This window comes from Streptacidiphilus monticola (genome assembly GCF_042658505.1).
GTDB classification, from domain to species: domain Bacteria; phylum Actinomycetota; class Actinomycetes; order Streptomycetales; family Streptomycetaceae; genus Streptacidiphilus; species Streptacidiphilus monticola.
In genome coordinates this window covers 1-18,161 of sequence record NZ_JBHSQJ010000076.1, presented here as the reverse complement: position 1 = coordinate 18,161, position 18,161 = coordinate 1, and the positions used below count along the sequence as shown (strand labels likewise).

14 protein-coding genes, 1 tRNA gene and 2 pseudogenes are annotated in these 18,161 nt (G+C 72.8%); 9 read left to right on the top strand and 8 right to left on the bottom strand.

The features are described 5' to 3' along the window. Positions 1-35: 35 nt before the first annotated feature. The 3 genes from ACFP3V_RS18955 to pgsA are packed head-to-tail and all read right to left on the bottom strand — an operon-like array spanning position 36 to position 2,811. Complete coding sequence (locus tag ACFP3V_RS18955; protein ID WP_380584947.1) at positions 36-1,193, bottom strand: glycosyltransferase family 4 protein; 1,158 nt, start codon at positions 1,191-1,193, stop codon at positions 36-38. Continuing rightward, positions 1,190-2,164, bottom strand: a complete 975-nt coding sequence (locus ACFP3V_RS18950; RefSeq protein ID WP_380584945.1) for a phosphatidylinositol mannoside acyltransferase — start codon at positions 2,162-2,164, stop codon at positions 1,190-1,192. The genes ACFP3V_RS18955 and ACFP3V_RS18950 overlap by 4 nt, the downstream gene beginning before the upstream one ends. Continuing rightward, positions 2,161-2,811: a phosphatidylinositol phosphate synthase gene (gene pgsA, locus ACFP3V_RS18945; RefSeq protein WP_380584944.1), complete on the bottom strand. Its 651-nt coding sequence runs from the start codon at positions 2,809-2,811 to the stop codon at positions 2,161-2,163. Before pgsA ends, ACFP3V_RS18950 begins: the two co-directional genes overlap by 4 nt. 284 nt (positions 2,812-3,095) lie before the next feature. On the opposite strand from pgsA, the gene ACFP3V_RS18940 reads away from it, so the two are divergent. From ACFP3V_RS18940 to ACFP3V_RS18920, 5 genes are all read left to right on the top strand, one after another. Further along, positions 3,096-5,294 (top strand): elongation factor G-like protein EF-G2, encoded by a 2,199-nt coding sequence (locus tag ACFP3V_RS18940; protein ID WP_380584942.1) that lies wholly within the window; start codon positions 3,096-3,098, stop codon positions 5,292-5,294. Between the two features lie 194 nt (positions 5,295-5,488). Then, a complete protein-coding gene (locus ACFP3V_RS18935) occupies positions 5,489-7,159 on the top strand; it encodes a hypothetical protein (protein WP_380584940.1) in 1,671 nt (556 codons plus the stop codon). 97 nt (positions 7,160-7,256) lie between these two features. After that, on the top strand, positions 7,257-7,619 hold the full coding sequence (locus ACFP3V_RS18930) for a PRC-barrel domain-containing protein (RefSeq protein ID WP_380584938.1): 363 nt from the start codon (positions 7,257-7,259) through the stop codon (positions 7,617-7,619). A 44-nt stretch (positions 7,620-7,663) separates the two neighbouring features. Continuing rightward, positions 7,664-8,281, top strand: a complete 618-nt coding sequence (locus tag ACFP3V_RS18925; protein ID WP_380584936.1) for a hypothetical protein — start codon at positions 7,664-7,666, stop codon at positions 8,279-8,281. A gap of 55 nt (positions 8,282-8,336) precedes the next feature. Continuing rightward, positions 8,337-8,759 carry a hypothetical protein gene (locus ACFP3V_RS18920; protein ID WP_380584934.1) on the top strand — a complete coding sequence of 141 codons (423 nt, stop codon included), beginning with the start codon at positions 8,337-8,339 and terminating at the stop codon, positions 8,757-8,759. 11 nt (positions 8,760-8,770) lie between these two features. On the opposite strand, the gene ACFP3V_RS18915 is transcribed toward ACFP3V_RS18920, so the two are convergent. The 4 genes from ACFP3V_RS18915 to ACFP3V_RS18900 form a co-directional block, all read right to left on the bottom strand. Continuing rightward, complete coding sequence (locus tag ACFP3V_RS18915) at positions 8,771-9,331, bottom strand: HIT family protein (protein WP_380584932.1); 561 nt, start codon at positions 9,329-9,331, stop codon at positions 8,771-8,773. Positions 9,332-9,388: 57 nt separating this feature from the next. Beyond that, positions 9,389-11,365 (bottom strand): threonine--tRNA ligase, encoded by a 1,977-nt coding sequence (gene thrS, locus ACFP3V_RS18910; protein WP_380584930.1) that lies wholly within the window; start codon positions 11,363-11,365, stop codon positions 9,389-9,391. Positions 11,366-12,067: 702 nt separating this feature from the next. Continuing rightward, a complete protein-coding gene (locus ACFP3V_RS18905) occupies positions 12,068-13,306 on the bottom strand; it encodes a hypothetical protein (RefSeq protein ID WP_380584949.1) in 1,239 nt (412 codons plus the stop codon). A gap of 44 nt (positions 13,307-13,350) precedes the next feature. Beyond that, positions 13,351-13,935 (bottom strand): DUF4365 domain-containing protein, encoded by a 585-nt coding sequence (locus tag ACFP3V_RS18900; RefSeq protein ID WP_380584928.1) that lies wholly within the window; start codon positions 13,933-13,935, stop codon positions 13,351-13,353. A 202-nt stretch (positions 13,936-14,137) separates the two neighbouring features. Between ACFP3V_RS18900 and ACFP3V_RS18895 the strand changes: the two genes are divergently transcribed. Continuing rightward, positions 14,138-14,866, top strand: a complete 729-nt coding sequence (locus ACFP3V_RS18895) for an exonuclease domain-containing protein (RefSeq protein WP_380584926.1) — start codon at positions 14,138-14,140, stop codon at positions 14,864-14,866. Positions 14,867-14,935: 69 nt separating this feature from the next. Here the strand turns inward: ACFP3V_RS18895 and ACFP3V_RS18890 are convergent. After that, positions 14,936-15,007 (bottom strand) — tRNA-Val (locus tag ACFP3V_RS18890). 106 nt (positions 15,008-15,113) lie between these two features. On the opposite strand from ACFP3V_RS18890, the gene ACFP3V_RS18885 reads away from it, so the two are divergent. The 3 genes and pseudogenes from ACFP3V_RS18885 to ACFP3V_RS18875 all read left to right on the top strand — a co-directional run bounded on the left by ACFP3V_RS18885 (position 15,114) and on the right by ACFP3V_RS18875 (position 17,816). After that, positions 15,114-15,608 (top strand): isochorismatase family protein, encoded by a 495-nt coding sequence (locus tag ACFP3V_RS18885; protein WP_380584924.1) that lies wholly within the window; start codon positions 15,114-15,116, stop codon positions 15,606-15,608. Positions 15,609-15,747: 139 nt separating this feature from the next. Beyond that, a pseudogene (locus ACFP3V_RS18880) lies at positions 15,748-16,676 on the top strand (5-dehydro-4-deoxyglucarate dehydratase); the annotation flags it as partial. Positions 16,677-17,053: 377 nt separating this feature from the next. Beyond that, positions 17,054-17,816 (top strand): annotated as a pseudogene (locus ACFP3V_RS18875) (IclR family transcriptional regulator). Positions 17,817-18,161: the final 345 nt, after the last annotated feature.

The window sequence follows — 18,161 nt, the reverse complement described above, 5'->3', positions numbered from 1 at the left end:
ACCGCCTACGACCACTGACCCTTGGAATCGATCATCTAGAGCCCGAGTCTGGAGCGCCAGGTGGGGTTGAGGCGGTCGTCCTCGGCCACCGCCGCCGCGCCCGTCGTCACCGTCTCGTAGACCGCGAGGATGTCCGCGCCGACCGTCTCCCAGTCGAAGCGGCGGACGTGCTTCGCCCCCGCCTCCCGCAACTCCTGGCGGCGGTCGGAATCGCCGAGAAGGCGAACCGCCGCCGCCGCCAGCGCATCTGAGTCCTCGTTGGGGAACAGCTCACCCGCCGCGCCGCCGTCCAGCACCTGCCGGAACGCGTCCAGATCGCTGGCCAGCACCGTCGCGCTCGCGGACATGGCCTCGACCAGGATGATGCCGAAGCTCTCACCGCCGGTGTTCGGCGCGACGTACACGTCCACCGACCGCAGCAGCTCCGCCTTCTCCTCGTCCGAGACCATGCCGAGGAAGGTGATCCGCTCCCGCACCTCCGCCGGCAGGCCCTTGACGGCCTCCTCCTCGTCGCCCTTCCCGGCGACGATCAACCGGGTGTCCGGACGCTCCGCGAGGATCTTCGGGAGGGCGTCCAGCAGCACCGGCAGGCCCTTGCGCGGCTCGTTGATGCGGCCGACGAAGCCGAGCGTGCCGCCCTGCCACTCCTTCCGTACCGGCGCGTCCGCGAAGAAGGAGACGTCCACGCCGTTCGGGATGACGACCGCGTCCCCGCCCAGGTGCTCCACCAGGGTCGTCCGGGCGTACTCGCTCACCGCGATCCGCGCGCTGATCTTCTCCAGCGCGGGCTGCAGGATCGGATAGGCCGCGATCATCGCCCGCGAACGCGGGTTCGCGGTGTGGAAGGTCGCCACGATCGGGCCGGTCGCCGCCCAGCACGCGAGCAGCGAGAGGCTCGGGGAGGCCGGCTCGTGGATGTGCAGGACGTCGAAGTCCCCGTCGTGCAGCCAGCGACGCACCCGCGCGGCGCTCAGGAAGCCGAAGTTGAGCCGGGCCACCGAGCCGTTGTACGGCACCGGCACCGCCCGGCCGGCCGAGACCACGTACTCGGGCAGCGGGGTGTCGTCGTCGGCCGGGGCCAGCACGGACACCTCGTGGCCCAGCCGGATCAGGTGCTCGGCCAGGTCGCGGACATGGAACTGGACGCCGCCCGGAACGTCCCACGCGTACGGGCACACCACACCGATCTTCACGACCGCGGCTCCAGAGGCGTGCCGGGGCCGCCCGGCTGCTGCGGCTCACGCGGTTCCCGGGACTCCCGCGGCTCACGCGGCTCCAGGTCGGCGAGCCAGAAGCGCTGCAGCATGTGCCAGTCCTCGGCGTGCTCGCGCACGCCCTCCTCCCACACCTGCGCCATCGCCTGCGTCATCGCCGCGATCTTCTCCCGCTTGGTGCCGGACTCCGGGACGGCGATCTCCTCGTGCACCCTGCCCTTCATCACGGGCGTGCCGTCGTACCAGAGGGTCACCGGCAGCAGTGCCGCTCCGGTGGCCTGGGCGAGCGCGGCGGGCCCGGCCGGCATCCGCGTGGCCTCGTCCATGAACTGCACCTGCACTCCCGACTCGGACAGGTCGCGGTCGCCGACCAGGCACACCAGGCCGCCCGCCCGCAGTCTCTTGGCAAGCGTGGCAAGGGTGTTGGCGCCGCCGGTGAGCGGCAGCACCTCCATGCCCAGCCCCTCCCGGTAGGCCACGAAGCGGTCGAAGAGCTTCTCCGGCTTCAGCCGTTCCGCCACCGTCGTGAAGGGGTAGCCGCGCACGACCACCCAGGCGCCGGCCAGGTCCCAGTTGCCCATGTGCGGCAGGGCCAGGATCACGCCGCGGCCCGCCGCGAGGTTGTCGTCCAGCAGGTGCACGTTCTCCGGCGCGAACGAGGTCCGGATCCTCTCCTCGGTCCACACCGGCAGCCGGAAGGACTCGCACCAGTAGCGCAGGTAGGAGCGCATCCCGGCGCGGCTCAGCGCGCGGATCTCGTCCTCGTCCGCCTTCGGCCGCACCCGGCGCAGGTTGGCCTCCAGCCGCAGCACGCCCTTCCCGCGGCGCTGCCACACCTGGTCCGCGATCTTCTCGAAGAGACCGTGGGCCGCCCGCTCGGGCAGCTTCTTGACCAGTCCCCACCCGGCCGCGTACGCGGCATAGGTCAGGTCGTCCCGAGTCGGACTCATCGCCCTCCGCCCACCAGGGCCGCCTGCTCGGCGGCCTCCCGACGCACCGTCAGCATCCGCTGCAGGACGGTGACCAGGCTGCCGGCGGCGACCAGCCACAGGGCGATCGGCAGCAGCCACTCGATGTAGGGCACCCCGAACTGGTGCAGTCCGGAGAAGCCCGCGGCGACCAGCGTGCCGACCAGGCGCTCGGCCCGCTCGACGACGCCGTTCACCTTGCACGGCAGGCCCTGGCTCTCGGCCCGCGCCTTCGTGTACGAGACCACCTGCCCGCTGGCCAGGCAGAAGATCGCCACCGCGCACAGCAGCTCGTTGTCGCCCCGGCCGGCGTACCACATCGCCAGGCCGCCGAAGATCGCCGCGTCGGCGACCCGGTCCAGCGTCGAGTCCAGGAACGCGCCCCAGGCCGAAGTGCGGCCCAGCTGGCGCGCCATGTTGCCGTCGACCAGGTCGGAGAAGACGAACAGCGTGATCACGACCGTGCCCCAGAAGAAGCTGCCGCGCGGGAAGAACACCAGCGCACCGGCCACCACGCCCGCCGTGCCGACCAGGGTCACCGCGTCCGGGCTGACTCCGCGCCGGATCAGGAAGGCGGCGAGCGGGGTGAAGATCTTCGTGAAGAAGGCTCGGGCGAATTTGTTGAGCATGGGTCTGCCGACCGCTCCGTTTCCAGCAGCTGGGAAGTGTGCGGCCATCGTATCGGCAGCGCCTTTCGCGGCTCGCGCCCCGACCCGCTGCCGGGGAGGCCCCCGGACCGCCGTCGAGCCGCCGCCGGACCGCCGCCCGGAAATGCCGGAGACCCGCCGTGACGGTTGTCTGGCCAACCGGCCAACGCAGTGCAAAGCTCGTGGTCACCGCGGGTGACGAGTCGCCCACCCAGCGCTCGCCCGTGGCACTGGCGCGACGCGTGCGCGAGAGGAGACTGGTGACTATGGGCGAGAAGACAGGAACATCCTCCGGGGCCGCCGGCAGGGCAGCAGCGGCCGACCGCCCCGAACAGATCCGCAACGTGGTGCTGGTCGGCCACAGTGGCGCAGGCAAGACCACCCTCACCGAGACCTTGGCCCTGGCCACCGGGGCGATCAACCGCCCCGGCCGGGTCCCCGACGGAAGCACCGTCTCCGACTACGACGAGATCGAGCACCGCCAGCAGCGCTCAGTCCAACTCTCCCTCGTCCCCGTCGAGTTCGACGGGATGAAGGTCAACCTGCTGGACACCCCCGGCTACGCCGACTTCACCGGCGAACTCCGCGCCGGACTGAGGGCCGCCGACGCGGCCCTTTTCGTCGTCTCGGCCACCGACGGGATCGACGGCGCGACCCGGATGCTCTGGGACGAGTGCGCCGCCGTCTCCATGCCGCGCGCCATCGTGGTCACCAAGCTGGACGGCCCGCAGGCCGACTTCGCGGCGACCGTCGAGCTGTGCCGCGAGGCCTTCGGCGGCGAGAACCCGGAGGCGGTGGTCCCCCTCTACCTCCCGCACCTGCACGGCTCCCCCGGCCCCGACGGCACCCCCGCGATCAGCGGTCTGATCGGCCTGCTGTCGCGCACCTGCTACGGCTACGGCACCGGCGTGCGCACCGAGACCCCCATCGAGTCCGAACTCGACCCGGAGGTGGACGAGGCCCGCGGCCGGCTGATCGAGGCCGTGATCCAGGAGTCCGAGGACGAGACTCTGATGGACCGTTACCTCGGCGGTGAGTCCCTCGACATCAAGTCGCTCATCGACGACCTGGAGAAGGCGGTCGCCCGCGGCAGCTTCCACCCGGTGCTGGCCGCGCTGCCTCCGGCGGAGGGCAGCAAGCAGGGCCTCGGCAGCATCGAGCTGCTCGAGATCGTCACCTCGGGGTTCCCCTCCCCGGCCGAGCACGTCTTCCCCGAGGTCACCACCCCGGACGGCAAGCCGCGCACGGACCTGTCCTGCGACCCGGCCGGGCCACTGGCCGCCGAGGTCGTCAAGACCACCGGCGACCCCTACGTCGGCCGGCTCTCGCTGCTGCGCGTCTTCTCCGGCACGCTGCGCCCGGACAGCCCGGTGCACGTCTCCGGCCACGGGCTGGCCGACCGCGGGCACGAGGACCACGACGTGGACGAGAAGGTCGGCGCGATCAGCTCGCCCTTCGGCAAGACGCTCCGTCAGATCGGGCAGGGCATCGCCGGCGACATCGTCTGCGTGGCCAAGCTCTCCCGCGCCGAGACCGGGGACACCCTCTCCTCCCCCGCCGACCCGCTGGTGATCTCCGCCTGGGAGATGCCCGACCCGCTGCTCCCGGTCGCGGTCCAGGCGCACAGCAAGGCCGACGAGGACAAGCTGTCCCAGGCGCTGGCCCGGCTGGTCGCCGAGGACCCCACCCTGCGGCTCGAACAGAGCCAGGACACCGGCCAGTTGGTGCTCTGGTGCATGGGCGAGGCGCACGCCGACCTGCTGCTGGAGCGGCTGCGCAGCCGCTACGGCGTCCAGGTGGACCCGGTCCCGTACGTCGTCCCGCTGCGGGAGACCTTCGCCAGGGCGGCCCACGGGCGCGGCCGGCACGTCAAGCAGTCCGGCGGGCACGGCCAGTACGCCATCTGCGAGATCGACGTCGAGCCCCTGCCCACCGGCAGCGGCTTCGAGTTCGTCGACAAGGTCGTCGGCGGCGCGGTGCCGCGCCAGTTCATCCCGTCCGTGGAGAAGGGCGTCCGCGCTCAGCTGGCCAAGGGCGTCCACGCCGGTTTCCCGGTGGTGGACGTGCGGGTGACGCTGGTCGACGGCAAGGCGCACTCGGTCGACTCCTCGGACGCCGCCTTCCAGACCGCCGGCGCGCTGGCGTTGCGCGAGGCCGCCGCCGAGGCCGGCATCCGGCTGCTGGAGCCCGTGGCCGACGTCCAGGTGCTGGTCCCCGACGCCTACGTGGGCACCGTCCTCAGCGACCTTTCCGCCCGCCGCGGCCGGGTGCTGGGCACCGAGCCGCTGGAGTCCGGCGGCCGCACCGTCGTCCGCGCCGAGCTGCCGGAGCTGGAGATCATCCGCTACGCCGTGGACCTGCGCTCGCTCTCCCACGGCGCCGGGCAGTTCAGCCGCAGCTACGTCCGGCACGAGCCGATGCCGGAGGCCCTGGCCGCCAAGGCCCTTGCCGCGGCGAAGGAGTGACTCCGCGTCACCCTGGGCATCCTGACCGCAGGAGTGACCTCCGGGGCGGGACGCCCAGGGTGGCCGATCGGCCGGTTCCGACCCGGCGAAGCCCTGACGGCGCATGATCGGCGGCGATACCCTGGTCCGGCACGGGATATGACACATGATCAGCAGATCGGCCGGGGCCCCTCCGGCCGTCGGGAGGGTCTGCGGTGACGGATTCGACGGATATCGGCCCCCAGGTGCTCCGCACCGACCCCACCCCCAACACCGGCGCGACCTCCGCCATCGCCTCGATGGCCTACCGCGACTCCGAGGTCGAGGACCTCATCAACGCCGTCACCGAGCCCACCAACACGGCCACGCTCACCACCTGGACCGAGGGCCGGGCCGAGGGCCTGTTCAAGCCGAACCTGGGCGAGGCCTTCTGCCAGGCGGTGCTGAAGCGGACCCTGGGCGCCGGCCGCAAGCCGCTGGTGCCCTCCTACGGCGCCCAGCCGCGCATCATCATCGAGCACTGCCTGGAGGCCCAGGAGATCCGCAAGGTCCGCGACCGGCGGCTGACCTGGATCTCCCTGGTCTTCGGCCTGCTCTTCCTGCCCGGTGCCGCGCTGTGGCTGGCCGCCTACCTGGTCGGCGGCGAGGGCAAGGACCGCAACCGGCAGGCGCTGCGCGTCGCGATCCAGGTGCTGACCGTCATCGTGGCCGCCGCGCTGCTCTGGCGCTACCACGGCACTGGCGGGCTGTGGGGCTGGTACCTCCAGCTGATGATCCCGCTGCCGGTGGTCGGCTGGTTCCTCGCCCGCCGGGTCTGTCTGGACACCGCGCACACGCTGCACGACCGCTGGGGCGGCCTGCTCGAAGGCACCGGCCCGGGCCCGAAGACCTCCGGCGCGGTCCCGATGGGCCCGGAGGACAAGAAGGCGGAGAACCTGCGCAAGCAGCTGGCCGCCATCGCCGCCGAGCAGGACACCAACATCGCCCACTACGCCGGCCCCAAGGGCATCCTCGGCATGGGCCGCCGCTACGCGAGCTGGTCCCTGGACGAGAATCTCAACGCCGCCGGCGAGTTGGAGGAGATCCGGCCGTTCCACAACTTCGACGTGATCCGGAGGATGGAGGAGCGGCTGCGCCTGCTCACCCGCAGCCCGCTGGCCGAGGGCGGCATCCCCTCGGTGCAGGTGGAGCACTGGATCATCTCCGCGATCGGCGAGGGCGCCGACGAGATCTCCCGCCCGGTCGGCCCGGACATGGACGGCACCCGGATGCGCGCCCACGCCGTGCAGAACATCGCCAACCGCCAGATCTTCGGCAACGGCCCGCGCCACTACCTGGGCACCCAGTTCGTGCTCTGGGAGGGCCAGTTGGTGGTCACGCTGAACACCACGGTGACCGCGCTCGGCCCGAGCCTGCGGGTCGAGGTCACCGGCCACGCGCTGGGCCCGCTGCCCGCGCTGTTCACGAAGAAGCCGAAGCCCCCGGAGATCGAGGTCGCCAAGACCTTCCGTTTCTGGGAGAAGCGGACCGTCCAACTGCCCCTGATCAACTCCGCCGCGGAGGTCGTGCGGCTGGCGGTCCGGGCCCCGTTCACCCACTTCGAGTGGAGCGTCGGCCTGCTGGGCTGGCTGGGCGGCACCCTCAAGCTGCCCGAGCCCTTCGGGCTGCGGTCCGCCTGGGCGTCCAAGCCCTGGAACAACCGCTTCATGGCGGACGACGCCATCCGCGTCTCCGTGCCCGTGCTGCGCGCCGCGCACGCGGCCCTGCTGGAGCTGCTGCCGGAGCAGGACGTCGCCCTGGACAGGTTCCAGACCCGCTCGAACCTCATCTCCGCGGAGATGCAGTCCTCCCGTCCCTCCAAGGCGGACGAGTACGACGCGAGTTGACGCCCGGTCAGCCCAAGGCCCCCGAATCGAGGCGTGATTCGGGGGTAGGCGGCTCCTCGTCGGGGCCGGGACAGGCCCCGGGAAGGGAGCCGGTTCCGTGAGCCAGAGCATCTGGAGCTACCGCCCGGAGGCGGGTTACCTCGACGGCGCCGACCTCGTCGGCTACCACGTCGAGGCGGAGGACGGCCGGATCGGCCGGGTGGACGCCGCCACGCCGGAGGCGGACGAGGGCTACCTGGTCGTCGACACCGGTCCGTGGATCTTCGGCAAGCAGGTGCTGATCCCGGTCGGCGCGGTGTCCCGCATCGACGCCGAGCACGAGACGGTCCATCTCGACCGGACCCGCGACGACGTCAAGAACGCGCCGGAGTTCAGCTACGAACAGCACCTGGGCGACGCCGACTACCGCGACCGCCTGGGCGCCTACTACGGCGGCCTCTACGGCTTCCCCTTCGTCTGAGCACAGCCCTGGAGCGAGCACAGCCGGAACTGGAGGAGGCACCCATGGCCACCGCAATCGCCGTCATCGTCGTCCTGGTCCTGCTGCTGGGCGCGGCCCTGGCCGTCGTCGCCGCCCGCCGTGACGGCGGCTCCGGCCGGCTGCGACGCCGCTTCGGCCCCGAGTACGACCTGGCGGTCCCCGCCCACGACGGCGACGAGGCCGCAGCCGCCGAGGAACTGACGCACCGTCTGGACCGGTTCGGGGACCTGCGTCCGCGACCGCTCGAGCCGGCCGCGGCGTCCGCCCTGAGGGCGGACTGGGCCGAGACCCAGCGCCGCTTCGTGGACTCCCCGCCGGAGGCGGTGGCGGCAGCGACCGACCTGGTCGCGTGGGCGGCGCGACTGCGCGGCTACCCGGACGCCGAGGACGGCACGGAGGCGCACCTGGCCGCGCTGTCGGTGCACCACCCGGACCGGACCCAGGCCTACCGCGAGTCCCTGGCTCTCGCCGACGGCACCGGCCCGGCCGCGGACACCGACGCGCTCCGCGCCCAGTTGCTGCGGCTGCGCGAACTCTTCACCGACCTGCTGGCGGACGCCGACCGGCCGACCGCGTCGAAGAGGTCGCCCCGGTCCCTGGACCGCCTGCGCCCCGGCCGCAGGCACCCGGCCTCGGCCTGACGGCCTGTCAGCCGGTGCGACCGGACCTGCCACCACGACCGTACGGAGGGACAGCGTGACGGACCGACCCGAGGAACCACCCGGCGTGCCGCAGCAGCCGGAGGGACACGACGCCGAAGCCCCGCGCGGACCGAAGGCCCGCCTGCCGCGACAGGCGGGCCCCGGCGACCGCAGGGCGGCGCCCGCAGCGCCCCGTGCCGACGCGCGGCTGCTCGCCCCGGAGGACCGGGCCGAGCTGACGAGCCGTCTGGAGGACGCCCTGGACGTCTTCGTGGACGACCCGGGCGAGGCCGTCCGCGCCGCGGACGCCGTCGTCGCCGACGCCGTGGCCCGGATCACCGCCGGGCTGCAGGAGCACCGGCATGCCGCCCGCTCGTCCTGGGCCGAGCCCGCCGGGGACGGCGCCGTCGGCACCGAGGAACTCAGGCTCGCCCTGCGGCAGTACCGCGACCTGGCGCAGCGGCTGCTCGCCGGCTGACCGCCCGGGGGTCAGTCCTCGGGCCACGCCTCCGCGAGCATCTTCCGCGTGTCGGCGAGGAGTTGGGGCAGGACGCGGGTGTGGCCGACCACCGGCATGAAGTTGGTGTCGCCGCCCCAGCGGGGGACGACGTGCTGGTGCAGGTGGGCGGCGATGCCCGCGCCCGCGACCGAGCCCTGGTTCATGCCGATGTTGAAGCCGTGGGCGCCCGACGCCGCGCGCAGCGCGGTCATCGCCTGCTTGGTCAGCACGGCCACGTCGGCCGTCTCCTGCGCGGTCAGCTCCGTGTAGTCGGCGACGTGCCGGTACGGCACCGCCATCAGGTGGCCGCTGTTGTACGGGTACAGGTTGAGCACCGCGTAGGCGTGCTCGCGCCGCCGCAGGATGAGCCCGTCCTCGTCGCTCATCGACGGGATCGCGCAGAAGGGACAGCCGTCCTCGGGCGCGGTGCCGCTCGGCTTGCCCTCGCCCTTGATGTAGGCCATGCGATGCGGGGTCCACAGGCGCTGGAACGCGTCCTGGACCCCGACTCCCTGCTGCTGCTCCGGCTCGGTGGTCATGCTGATCAGCATAGGCCGAAGGGCGGCCCGTTTCGGGACCGCCCTCCGTCACTCACAGCCGCCGAGGCGTCACACCTGCACCCGGCGTTCCACGACGTCGACCAGTTCGGCCAGGGCCTCCGCCTTGGGGATGCCGTTCTTCTGCGAGCCGTCGCGGTAGCGGAAGGACACCGTGCCGGCCGCCATGTCCTCGTCGCCGACGATGACCATGAAGGGGACCTTGAGCTTCTGGTGGTTGCGGATCTTCTTCTGCATCCGGTCGGACGAGGCGTCCACCTCCACCCGCAGCCCCTTGGCCTTGGCCTCGGCAGCGAACTCCTGCAGGTAGGGGACGTGCGCGTCGCCGATCGGGATGCCGACCGCCTGCACCGGGGCCAGCCACGGCGGCATCGCGCCCGCGTAGTGCTCCAGCAGGACGGCGAAGAAGCGCTCGATCGACCCGAACAGCGCCCGGTGGATCATGACCGGCCGCTGACGGGTGCCGTCGGGGGCGGTGTACTCGAGGTCGAACCGCTCGGGCAGGTTGAAGTCGACCTGGATGGTCGACATCTGCCAGGTCCTGCCGATCGCGTCCTTGGCCTGGACCGAGATCTTCGGGCCGTAGAAGGCCGCGCCGCCCGGGTCCGGCACGAGCGGCAGGCCCTGCTTCTCGGCGGCCTTCCGCAGCGTCTCGGTGGCCTCCTCCCAGACCTCGTCCGAGCCGATGTACTTCTCCGGGTCCTTGGTGGACAGCTCCAGGTAGAAGTCGTTCAGGCCGTAGTCGCGCAGCAGGTTGAGGACGAAGGTGAGCAGGTTGTCCAGCTCCTCCGCCATCTGCTCCTTGGTGCAGTAGATGTGCGCGTCGTCCTGGGTGAAGCCGCGGGCACGGGTCAGGCCGTGCACCACTCCGGACTTCTCGTACCGGTACACCGTGCCGAACTCGAAGAGGCGGAGCGGGAGTTCACGGTAGGACCGGCCGCGCGCGTCGAAGATCAGGTTGTGCATCGGGCAGTTCATGGGCTTGAGGTAGTAGTCCACGCCCTCGTCGAGCTGCATGGGCGGGTACATGCCGTCGGCGTACCAGTCCAAGTGGCCCGACTTCTCGAACAGGGTGCCCTTGGTCGCGTGCGGGGTGTAGACGAACTCGTAGCCCGCCTCCTCGTGCCGCTTGCGCGAGTAGTCCTCCATGGCCCGGCGGATGATGCCGCCGCGCGGGTGGAAGACGGCCAGGCCGGAGCCGATGTCCTCGGGGATGGAGAACAGGTCCAGCTCGGCGCCGAGCTTGCGGTGGTCGCGCTTCTCCGCCTCGACGAGGAAGTCGAGGTAGCCCTTCAGCTCCTCCTTCGAGGGCCAGGCGGTGCCGTAGATGCGCTGCAGCATCGGGTTCTTCTCGCTGCCGCGCCAGTACGCGGCGGCGTTGCGCATCAGCTTGAAGGCCGGGATCAGCCGGGTGGAGGGCAGGTGCGGACCGCGGCAGAGGTCCTTCCAGCACAGCTCGCCGGTCTTGGCGTCGATGTTGTCGTAGATCGTCAGCTCGCCGGCGCCGACCTCGACGTCCGCGCCGTCGTCGGTGGAGGCCGAGCCCTTGAGCCCGATCAGCTCCAGCTTGTACGGCTCGCCCGCCAGCTCCGCGCGCGCCTCGTCATCGGTGACCACCCGGCGGGAGAAGCGCTGACCGCGCTTGACGATCTCCTGCATCTTCTTCTCGACGGCCTTGAGGTCGTCCGGGGTGAACGGCTTGGCGACGTCGAAGTCGTAGTAGAAGCCGTCCTTGATCGGCGGGCCGATGCCGAGCTTCGCCTCCGGGAAGACCTCCTGCACGGCCTGCGCCATCACGTGCGCGGTGGAGTGGCGCAGGATGTTGAGCCCGTCCTCGCTGCGGATGGCCACGCCCTCGACGACGTCCCCGTCCTGCAGGACGTAGCTCAGGTCCTTGAGCTCGCCGCCCACACGGGCGGCGATGATGCTGCGGTCGTCCTGGAAGAGCTCGGCCGCCGTAGTGCCCGTCGTCACCACGCGCTCTTCCCGATCGGGTTCACGACTGATGACCACGCGGACGTCCGACACCGGACTCTCCTGACTCTCGGTTCCTGGGGGAAGCGGCAGGGGGCTGCCGCCCCTGATGGTACCGAGCCCCCGCTCCTCTTCGCGCAACCCCAGCCACGCACCCCGCCCCGGGCGCGAGGAACTGCGCACGCCAGCAACCCGGCACCCCGCCAGGGGCGCGAGGAACTGCGCACGCCAGCAACCCGGCACCCCGCCAGGGGCGCGAGGAACTGCGCACGCCAGCAACCCGGCACCCCGCCGGGGGCGCGGNGCCCCTGATGGTACCGAGCCCCCGCTCCTCTTCGCGCAACCCCAGCCACGCACCCCGCCCCGGGCGCGAGGAACTGCGCACGCCAGCAACCCGGCACCCCGCCAGGGGCGCGAGGAACTGCGCACGCCAGCAACCCGGCACCCCGCCGGGGGCGCGGGGAACTGCGCACGCCAGCAACCCGGCACCCCGCCGGGGGCGGGCTCGGCTCGGCAGGAGTCCGCGCCCCCGGCGGCTACGCCGCCCTACCGGTGCCCTCGGCTCACACGAGCCCCATCACCTGCGGGCACGTCACCTCCCGGGGCGGGCTCGGCTCGGCAGGAGTCCGCGCCCCCGGCGGCTACGCCGCGCTACCGGTGCCCTCGGCTCACACGAGCCCCATCACCTGCGGGCACGTCACCTCCCGGGGCGGGCTCGGCTCGGCAGGAGTCCGCGCCCCCGGCGGCTACGCCGCGCTACGGGGCGTCCTCGGGTTCGCGGAGCGGTTTGAGCAGGCGCTCCCGCTCCCCCTCCTCCAGGTCCGCGATCCGCAGGTCCGTGGGGCTCGCCAGTCTCCGGAAGCCGGCCTTCCGCTCCAACCGGCCGCGGATCCGCACCGGACGGCCCGTCAGGTGGGCCTCCACGGCCACGCGGTACTCCGCGTCGTCCAGCCGGACCCGGACCTCCTCCACCTCCGCGCCACCCAGCACCCGCAGCCGGACCGTCCCCGTCGCGCCGGGCACCGCCCGCTTGAGGCGGACCACCGCGCCCACCAGCTCCACGGGCCGGGAGGGCTCACTCCGCTCCAGTCGGTCGGCCGCCTCCTCCAGCGCGGGCAGGTCCCCGGGCGAGAACTCGACCGCGAGCCGCCGGCTGCCGAAGCCGCCCGGCGTGCCCGCCTGCGGCGACCAGGCCAGCGAGACGGCCACCCCCTCGCTGCCCCGGACCAGCCGCACCACCGCCGCGACCAGTTCATGGCTGACCCCGACCCGCACCCCGGCGTCGAAGGCGTCTGCCCGCCCGGTCGTGCGCTGGAGGTCCACCGCGTCGCGCAGCGCCTCCAGCGATCGCGCGAGAGCCGTCGTCGCCGCCCGGTCGTCCGGGGCCGGCAGGTAGGCGGTCAGCGTTCCGGCCCCGGAGCCGGGGGCGACGACGACCACCCGCCCCAGGAAGTCCCGTGCCTCGGCCTCGAAGCGCGCGCCGAAGTACGCCGCCCGCGCCTGGCCGGCCTTTGCCGCGGCCGCGAGCATCCCGCTCGCCCCGGCGTGGAGTTCGGCGTCCGCGTCCCAGGGGACCGCTCCGCCCGCGCCCGGGGTCTCCCGGCGCCAGTGGATTTCGTCGCCGGGCACCGCAAGTGCCGCCAGGATCACGCCTGCTGACGGAACGCCGGATCGCGCCAGCGCCGCGACGGCGTCCGCGAGCAGGTCCAGGCTGTCGTCGAAGGAGCGGTCCGCGGGGACCAGCAGGCTGGTGTCCGGTTCCAGGTCCTCCGGGGCGGTCCACCGGCTGTACCGGCCCTGGGCGCCGCCGCGGCGGATCCAGCCGTGCCGGGCCAGCAGCGCGCACAGCACGGCGGGCTCGACCCGGGCCGGATCAGGCAACGGCACATCCGCGAGCGGGGAGCCGGGCAGCGGGCTGCCCGCCTCGCCCGCGCCGGACGCGCGGACCACTCCGCGCAGGGTCGCCGTCTCGGCTTGCCGGGTGTCGCGCCGCATCGCTGTCACGCCTTCCCTCCGGTGCAGGGGTGGTTCCGGACGAATCACGGACGCCCGCCCGCCCCCACACGCGCCATGATGGCGCACAGCGCACGATCGTCGAAGACCTGGTCCGTGGGAATCCGGACATTCGTCCGGCGCTTGCCGGTGACCGGATGGCCGGCCAGGTTGACCCAGTAGCAGCAGTGGCGCAGTTCCAGCCGGTCCGGCCGGGCCAGCAGCCACCGGTCCACCTCGCGCGGCACCAGCATCACCACCAGGATCTTGTGCACGGCGACCCGGGGATGGGCCAGTTTGCGCAGGTGCTCGTTGTCGAGGGTGAAGCTGAAGTGGCCGCCGGGCGGATCCGGGGCCGTCTGGTAGGTGCACTTGAGCTGGACCTTGACGGTGACCTCGTCGTCCTCCGTGTGGCTCGAACTGCCGTGGCTGACATGCCAGTCGATCCCGTTGTCCGGGAACGGCGAGGCGAGTGCGCAGCCGGCCGCCGCCACCACCGCATGGAGGTACCCGACCTGGAGCGTCTCCATGCAGGAGGTGACGGCGAGTTGACCGCGCAGCACGTCGGACCGGTCGGCCGCGGGCCGGCCGGGCAGCTGCGGATCGGCCGGTTCCGGCCTTGTGAGTGCCATGTCGGTGCCACCAGGGCTGTGGGGAAGCGGAGAGTGAACGCGCCGCGAGGCACCGTCGGTTTTCGGACGCCCCGTCAACTCCTGTGATTTCCAACGTTCGTACGAGTGAAACGGCGACGCAGGTCGGAACCCTTCCGGCGAGGGTTGAACGCGGAGGGTGACCGGGTATCACGGTGATGTGTCCGGTCGAGGGGAGGTCGGGATGACGGCGTGGTACGAGGGCCCACTGGCCTCGTTCGACACGGAGACGACGGGAGTTGACGTCGAGTCGGATCGGATCGTCACGGCTGCCCTGGTGGTTCAGGACATCCCCGGGACGCCCCCCGCGGTCACCCGCTGGGCGGCCGATCCCGGGGTGCCGATACCCGAACAGGCCACCGCCGTGCACGGTCTGACGGACGCCTGGGCGCGCGAGCACGGCCGGCCGCCGGGCGTGGTCGCGGACGAGATCGCGCGCGCCCTGGCGGAGAGCGCGCGCGCCGGGCGCCCGTTGGTGGTGATGAACGCGCCCTACGATCTGACGTTGCTGGACCGGGAGTTGCGCCGGCACCGCGGCCTGCCGCTCGACGCCTACACGGCCGGCCACCCGCTGCTGGTGCTCGACCCCTGGGTGCTCGACAAGCACCTGGACCGCTACCGCAAGGGCCGCCGCACGCTGACCGACCTGTGCGTGCAGTACGGGGTGGTCCTCGACGCGGCGCACGACGCCGCGGCGGACGCCACGGCGGCCCTGCGCCTCGCCCGGGAGATCGGCCGCCGCCACGGCACCCGGCTCGGTGGGCTGACCACGGCGGAGCTGCACCTGCGGCAGGCCGTCTGGCACGCGGCCCAAGCCCGGGGCCTGGAGCAGTGGTTCGCCCGCAGCGGCACGGCCGCGGATCCGGTGAACCCGGCCTGGCCGATGCGGGGCTGGGCGGAGGAGGCGGCCTGACGGCTACTCAGAACAGCACCGGGGACAGCACTGAGGCCCCTCGTTCGACAAGGGGCCTCAGTTTCCCGGTGGGCGATACTGGGTTCGAACCAGTGGCCTCTTCGGTGTGAACGAAGCGCTCTCCCACTGAGCTAATCGCCCGGGCACGGGAAGAACAGTAGCACTGCCTGGGGCGATGCCTGAAATGCCTTCCGCCGCGCCGTCGGCGGTGCTCGCCAATTCGAACACATGTTCCTATGATGGCCTCATGCCCACCGCTCTGCTCCTGATCGACGTGCAGCGCAACATGCTGCTGCCGCCCGAGCCCGTCGTGGCCGCCCGCTCGGTCGCCGCGGCCCTCTCCGCGCTGCTCGCGCGGGCCCGTGAGGCCGAGGCCCTGGTCGTCCACATCCGCAACAACGGCGGCCCCGACGACCCCGACCGGCCCGGAACGGACGGCTGGCAGCTCGTCCACGAGCCGCTGCCCGGGGAGCCGGTCGTCGACAAGTCCGAGCAGGACGCCTTCGCGGGCACCGGGTTGGCCGATCTGCTGCCTGCCACGGCAACGCTGGTCCTGGCCGGAATGCAGAGCGAGTTCTGCGTCACGGCGACCGCGCTCGCGGCCCTGTCCCGCGGCCACCGGGTCGTGCTGGCGTCCGGCGCCCACTCCACCCACGACGGCGAGGTCCCCGCACAGGTGGAGCAGCGCCTGGCCGAGGCGGGCGTGCGCATCGTGCCGGCCGAGGCGGTCGCCTTCGACTGACGCCGGTCACTCCTGACGTTCATACACGTGAACAACTCGCGGCCGAGACCTCCCCATCCATGGTTGAGGGCCTGGGCCTTCGCTCGTCGCGTGGCAGCCACCAGCCTGGTTCTCATTCACATACATAACCGGAGCACCGATGTCCGCACGCCTGGCCGACCGTCTCGACGGGCTCCTCTTCTTCCCCGTCACCGCCTTCGCCGCCGACGGCCGGCTCGACCTCAACGCCTACCGGGCCCACGTACGGGAGCGGCTGGCCCAGGGCGCCGCGGCGGTCTCGCCGCCTGCGGCACCGGGGAGTTCTGGTCCCTCGACCCGGCCGAGTACCGCGACGTGGTGACCGTGGCCGTCGAGGAGGCCGCGGGGCGCCTGCCCGTCGTCGCCGGCACCGGCCACAACGCCGCCCTGGCACGGCAGTTCAGCACCGCGGCCGCCGAGGCCGGCGCGGACGGCCTGCTGGTGCTGCCGCACTACCTCGCGCAGGGCGACGCGGACGGCCTGAAGGCGCACTACACCCGGATCGCCGGGGACACCGGCCTGGACGTGATCCTCTACCAGCGCGAGGGCGTCGTGTTCACCCCCTCGCTCGTCGCCGAGCTCGCCGAACTTCCCAACGTCGTCGGGTTCAAGGACGGCCGCGGCAACCTGGAGCAGCTGCAGCGGATCATGGGAACGGTCCGCGACCGCCTCGGCGCCGACCGGCTGCTCTGGCTCAACGGCATGCCCACCGCCGAGATGAGCGCCCTCGCCTACCGGGCCGTGGGCGTCACCGGCTACTCCTCGGCCGTCTACTGCTTCGCGCCCGACATCGCCATGGCCTTCCACCGCGCCTACCGGGCGGGCGACGAGAAGCTGACGGGCCGTCTGCTGGACGTCCTCTACCGGCCGTTGACGGAGCTGCGCGAACCGGGCCGCGGCTACGCCGTCGCTCTGGTCAAGGCGGCCGTGGCCCTCGAAGGACGGGACGCGGGGCCGGTCCGTCCGCCGCTGTCGCCACCGCGCGCGGAGCATCTGTCCCGGCTGGCCGAGCTGGTCGCCGCCGCCCGCGCGGTCCTCGCCGAGTCCGGCGCCATGCTCCGCGTCCTGGACCGCACCCGGGTGTTCCTGCACGCCGATCCCGACCCGCTGGGCTCCGGGTCCTTCACCGGCGTCGAGGTCGCCCGCACCGCCCCGGTGGTCGCCGGACTCGTCGTCAACTGCTGGACGGAGCCGGGCCCGGCGCGGTCCACCGGGCCGGCCGCCCGCGCGAGCCTGCTCGCCGTGCGCGGCATGGGCGGCTCCCCGGACACCCTCCCCGCCCAGGTCGACGCGAGCGGCGCGACCGGCGCCCGCCTCTACCACCTGGGCCTGGCCTCGGACGCCGACCTCGCCGGAGTCGCCGCGCTGACCGCTCACGTCCGGGCCCGCACGCCGAACGCCCCTGCCGCCGCGAGAAGATGACCGCCATGAGCTCCGCCGACACCCCCGCCCCGGTCAAGTCAGCGCTGCGCACGGTCGAGCTGCTGGAGTTCTTCGCCTCGCACCGCGGCCTGCACTCCCTGGCCGACCTCCAGGATGCCCTGGGCTACCCGAAGAGCAGCCTGTACATGCTGCTGCGCACGCTGGCCGACTGCGGCTGGGCCGAGACCGACGCCACCGGCACCCGCTACGGCATCGGCGTCCGCGCCCTGCTCGTGGGCACCGCCTACATCGACGGCGACACCCTGGTCGACGCGGCCCGGGACACCCTGGAGTGGCTGTCCGAGTCCACCGGCGAGACCGTCCACCTGGCCCGCGCCGACGGGTCCGACGTGGTCTACCTGGCCACCCGCGAGTCCCGGCACTACCTGCGGCCCATCTCCCGGATCGGCCGCCGCCTGCCCGCACGCCACCTCGCTGGGCAAGGCGCTGCTCGCGGAGCTTCCCGCCGCCGAGGTCCGCAAGCTGGTCGGCCCGGCCCCGGCGGCCCTGACCGAGCACACCCTGACCGATCCCGAGGCCCTCGCCGCCGACCTCGCCGCCACCCGCGAGCGCGGCTACGCCGTGGACCGGCAGGAGAACACCCTGGGCATCCGCTGCTTCGGCATCGCCCTGCACACCAGCCGCCCGGCCCGGGACGCGCTCAGCGTCTCGGTGCCGACCGCACGACTGGACGACGCCACCGAGGCGCGGGTCGTGGACGCCCTGTTCACCGCTCGGGCCCGCATCGAACGAGCCGCCCGCCGCTGATCCGGCGGCCGGCGCGCGGCCGACGACCCGTCACCGCCCTGGAGGGGACGACCTGATGGCACGTGTACTGATCGCCGGAGCGGCGGGCGGCGTCGGCCGCTTCCTCCGGGCGGGCCTGCCCGCCGACCCGCCGTCTGGGCTACGAGCCGCAGGACGACTCGGAGGTCTTCGCCGCGGGACTGGAGGCGGCCCACGGCGGCCCCCTGGACCCGGCCGATCCCGAGTACCGCCACCCTGGCGGCGCCTGGACCGCCGCCCCGCTGCCGTAGAGCCTGTCCGGCGGATCTCTCCGAATCAGCCCGCGGCGTCAGGCGCGGCCGGATCCAAGGCGGCGGAGCGCCCTCG

Bases quoted from the DNA above. Each gene is read 5' to 3' on its own strand.
- ACFP3V_RS18950 (WP_380584945.1), bottom strand. From the start codon at position 2,164: ATGAGTCCGACTCGGGACGACCTGACCTATGCCGCGTACGCGGCCGGG.
- pgsA (WP_380584944.1), bottom strand. From the start codon at position 2,811: ATGCTCAACAAATTCGCCCGAGCCTTCTTCACGAAGATCTTCACCCCG.
- ACFP3V_RS18940 (WP_380584942.1), top strand. From the start codon at position 3,096: ATGGGCGAGAAGACAGGAACATCCTCCGGGGCCGCCGGCAGGGCAGCA.
- ACFP3V_RS18925 (WP_380584936.1), top strand. From the start codon at position 7,664: ATGGCCACCGCAATCGCCGTCATCGTCGTCCTGGTCCTGCTGCTGGGC.
- ACFP3V_RS18915 (WP_380584932.1), bottom strand. From the start codon at position 9,331: ATGCTGATCAGCATGACCACCGAGCCGGAGCAGCAGCAGGGAGTCGGG.
- ACFP3V_RS18905 (WP_380584949.1), bottom strand. From the start codon at position 13,306: ATGCGGCGCGACACCCGGCAAGCCGAGACGGCGACCCTGCGCGGAGTG.
- ACFP3V_RS18900 (WP_380584928.1), bottom strand. From the start codon at position 13,935: ATGGCACTCACAAGGCCGGAACCGGCCGATCCGCAGCTGCCCGGCCGG.
- ACFP3V_RS18895 (WP_380584926.1), top strand. From the start codon at position 14,138: ATGACGGCGTGGTACGAGGGCCCACTGGCCTCGTTCGACACGGAGACG.
- ACFP3V_RS18885 (WP_380584924.1), top strand. From the start codon at position 15,114: ATGCCCACCGCTCTGCTCCTGATCGACGTGCAGCGCAACATGCTGCTG.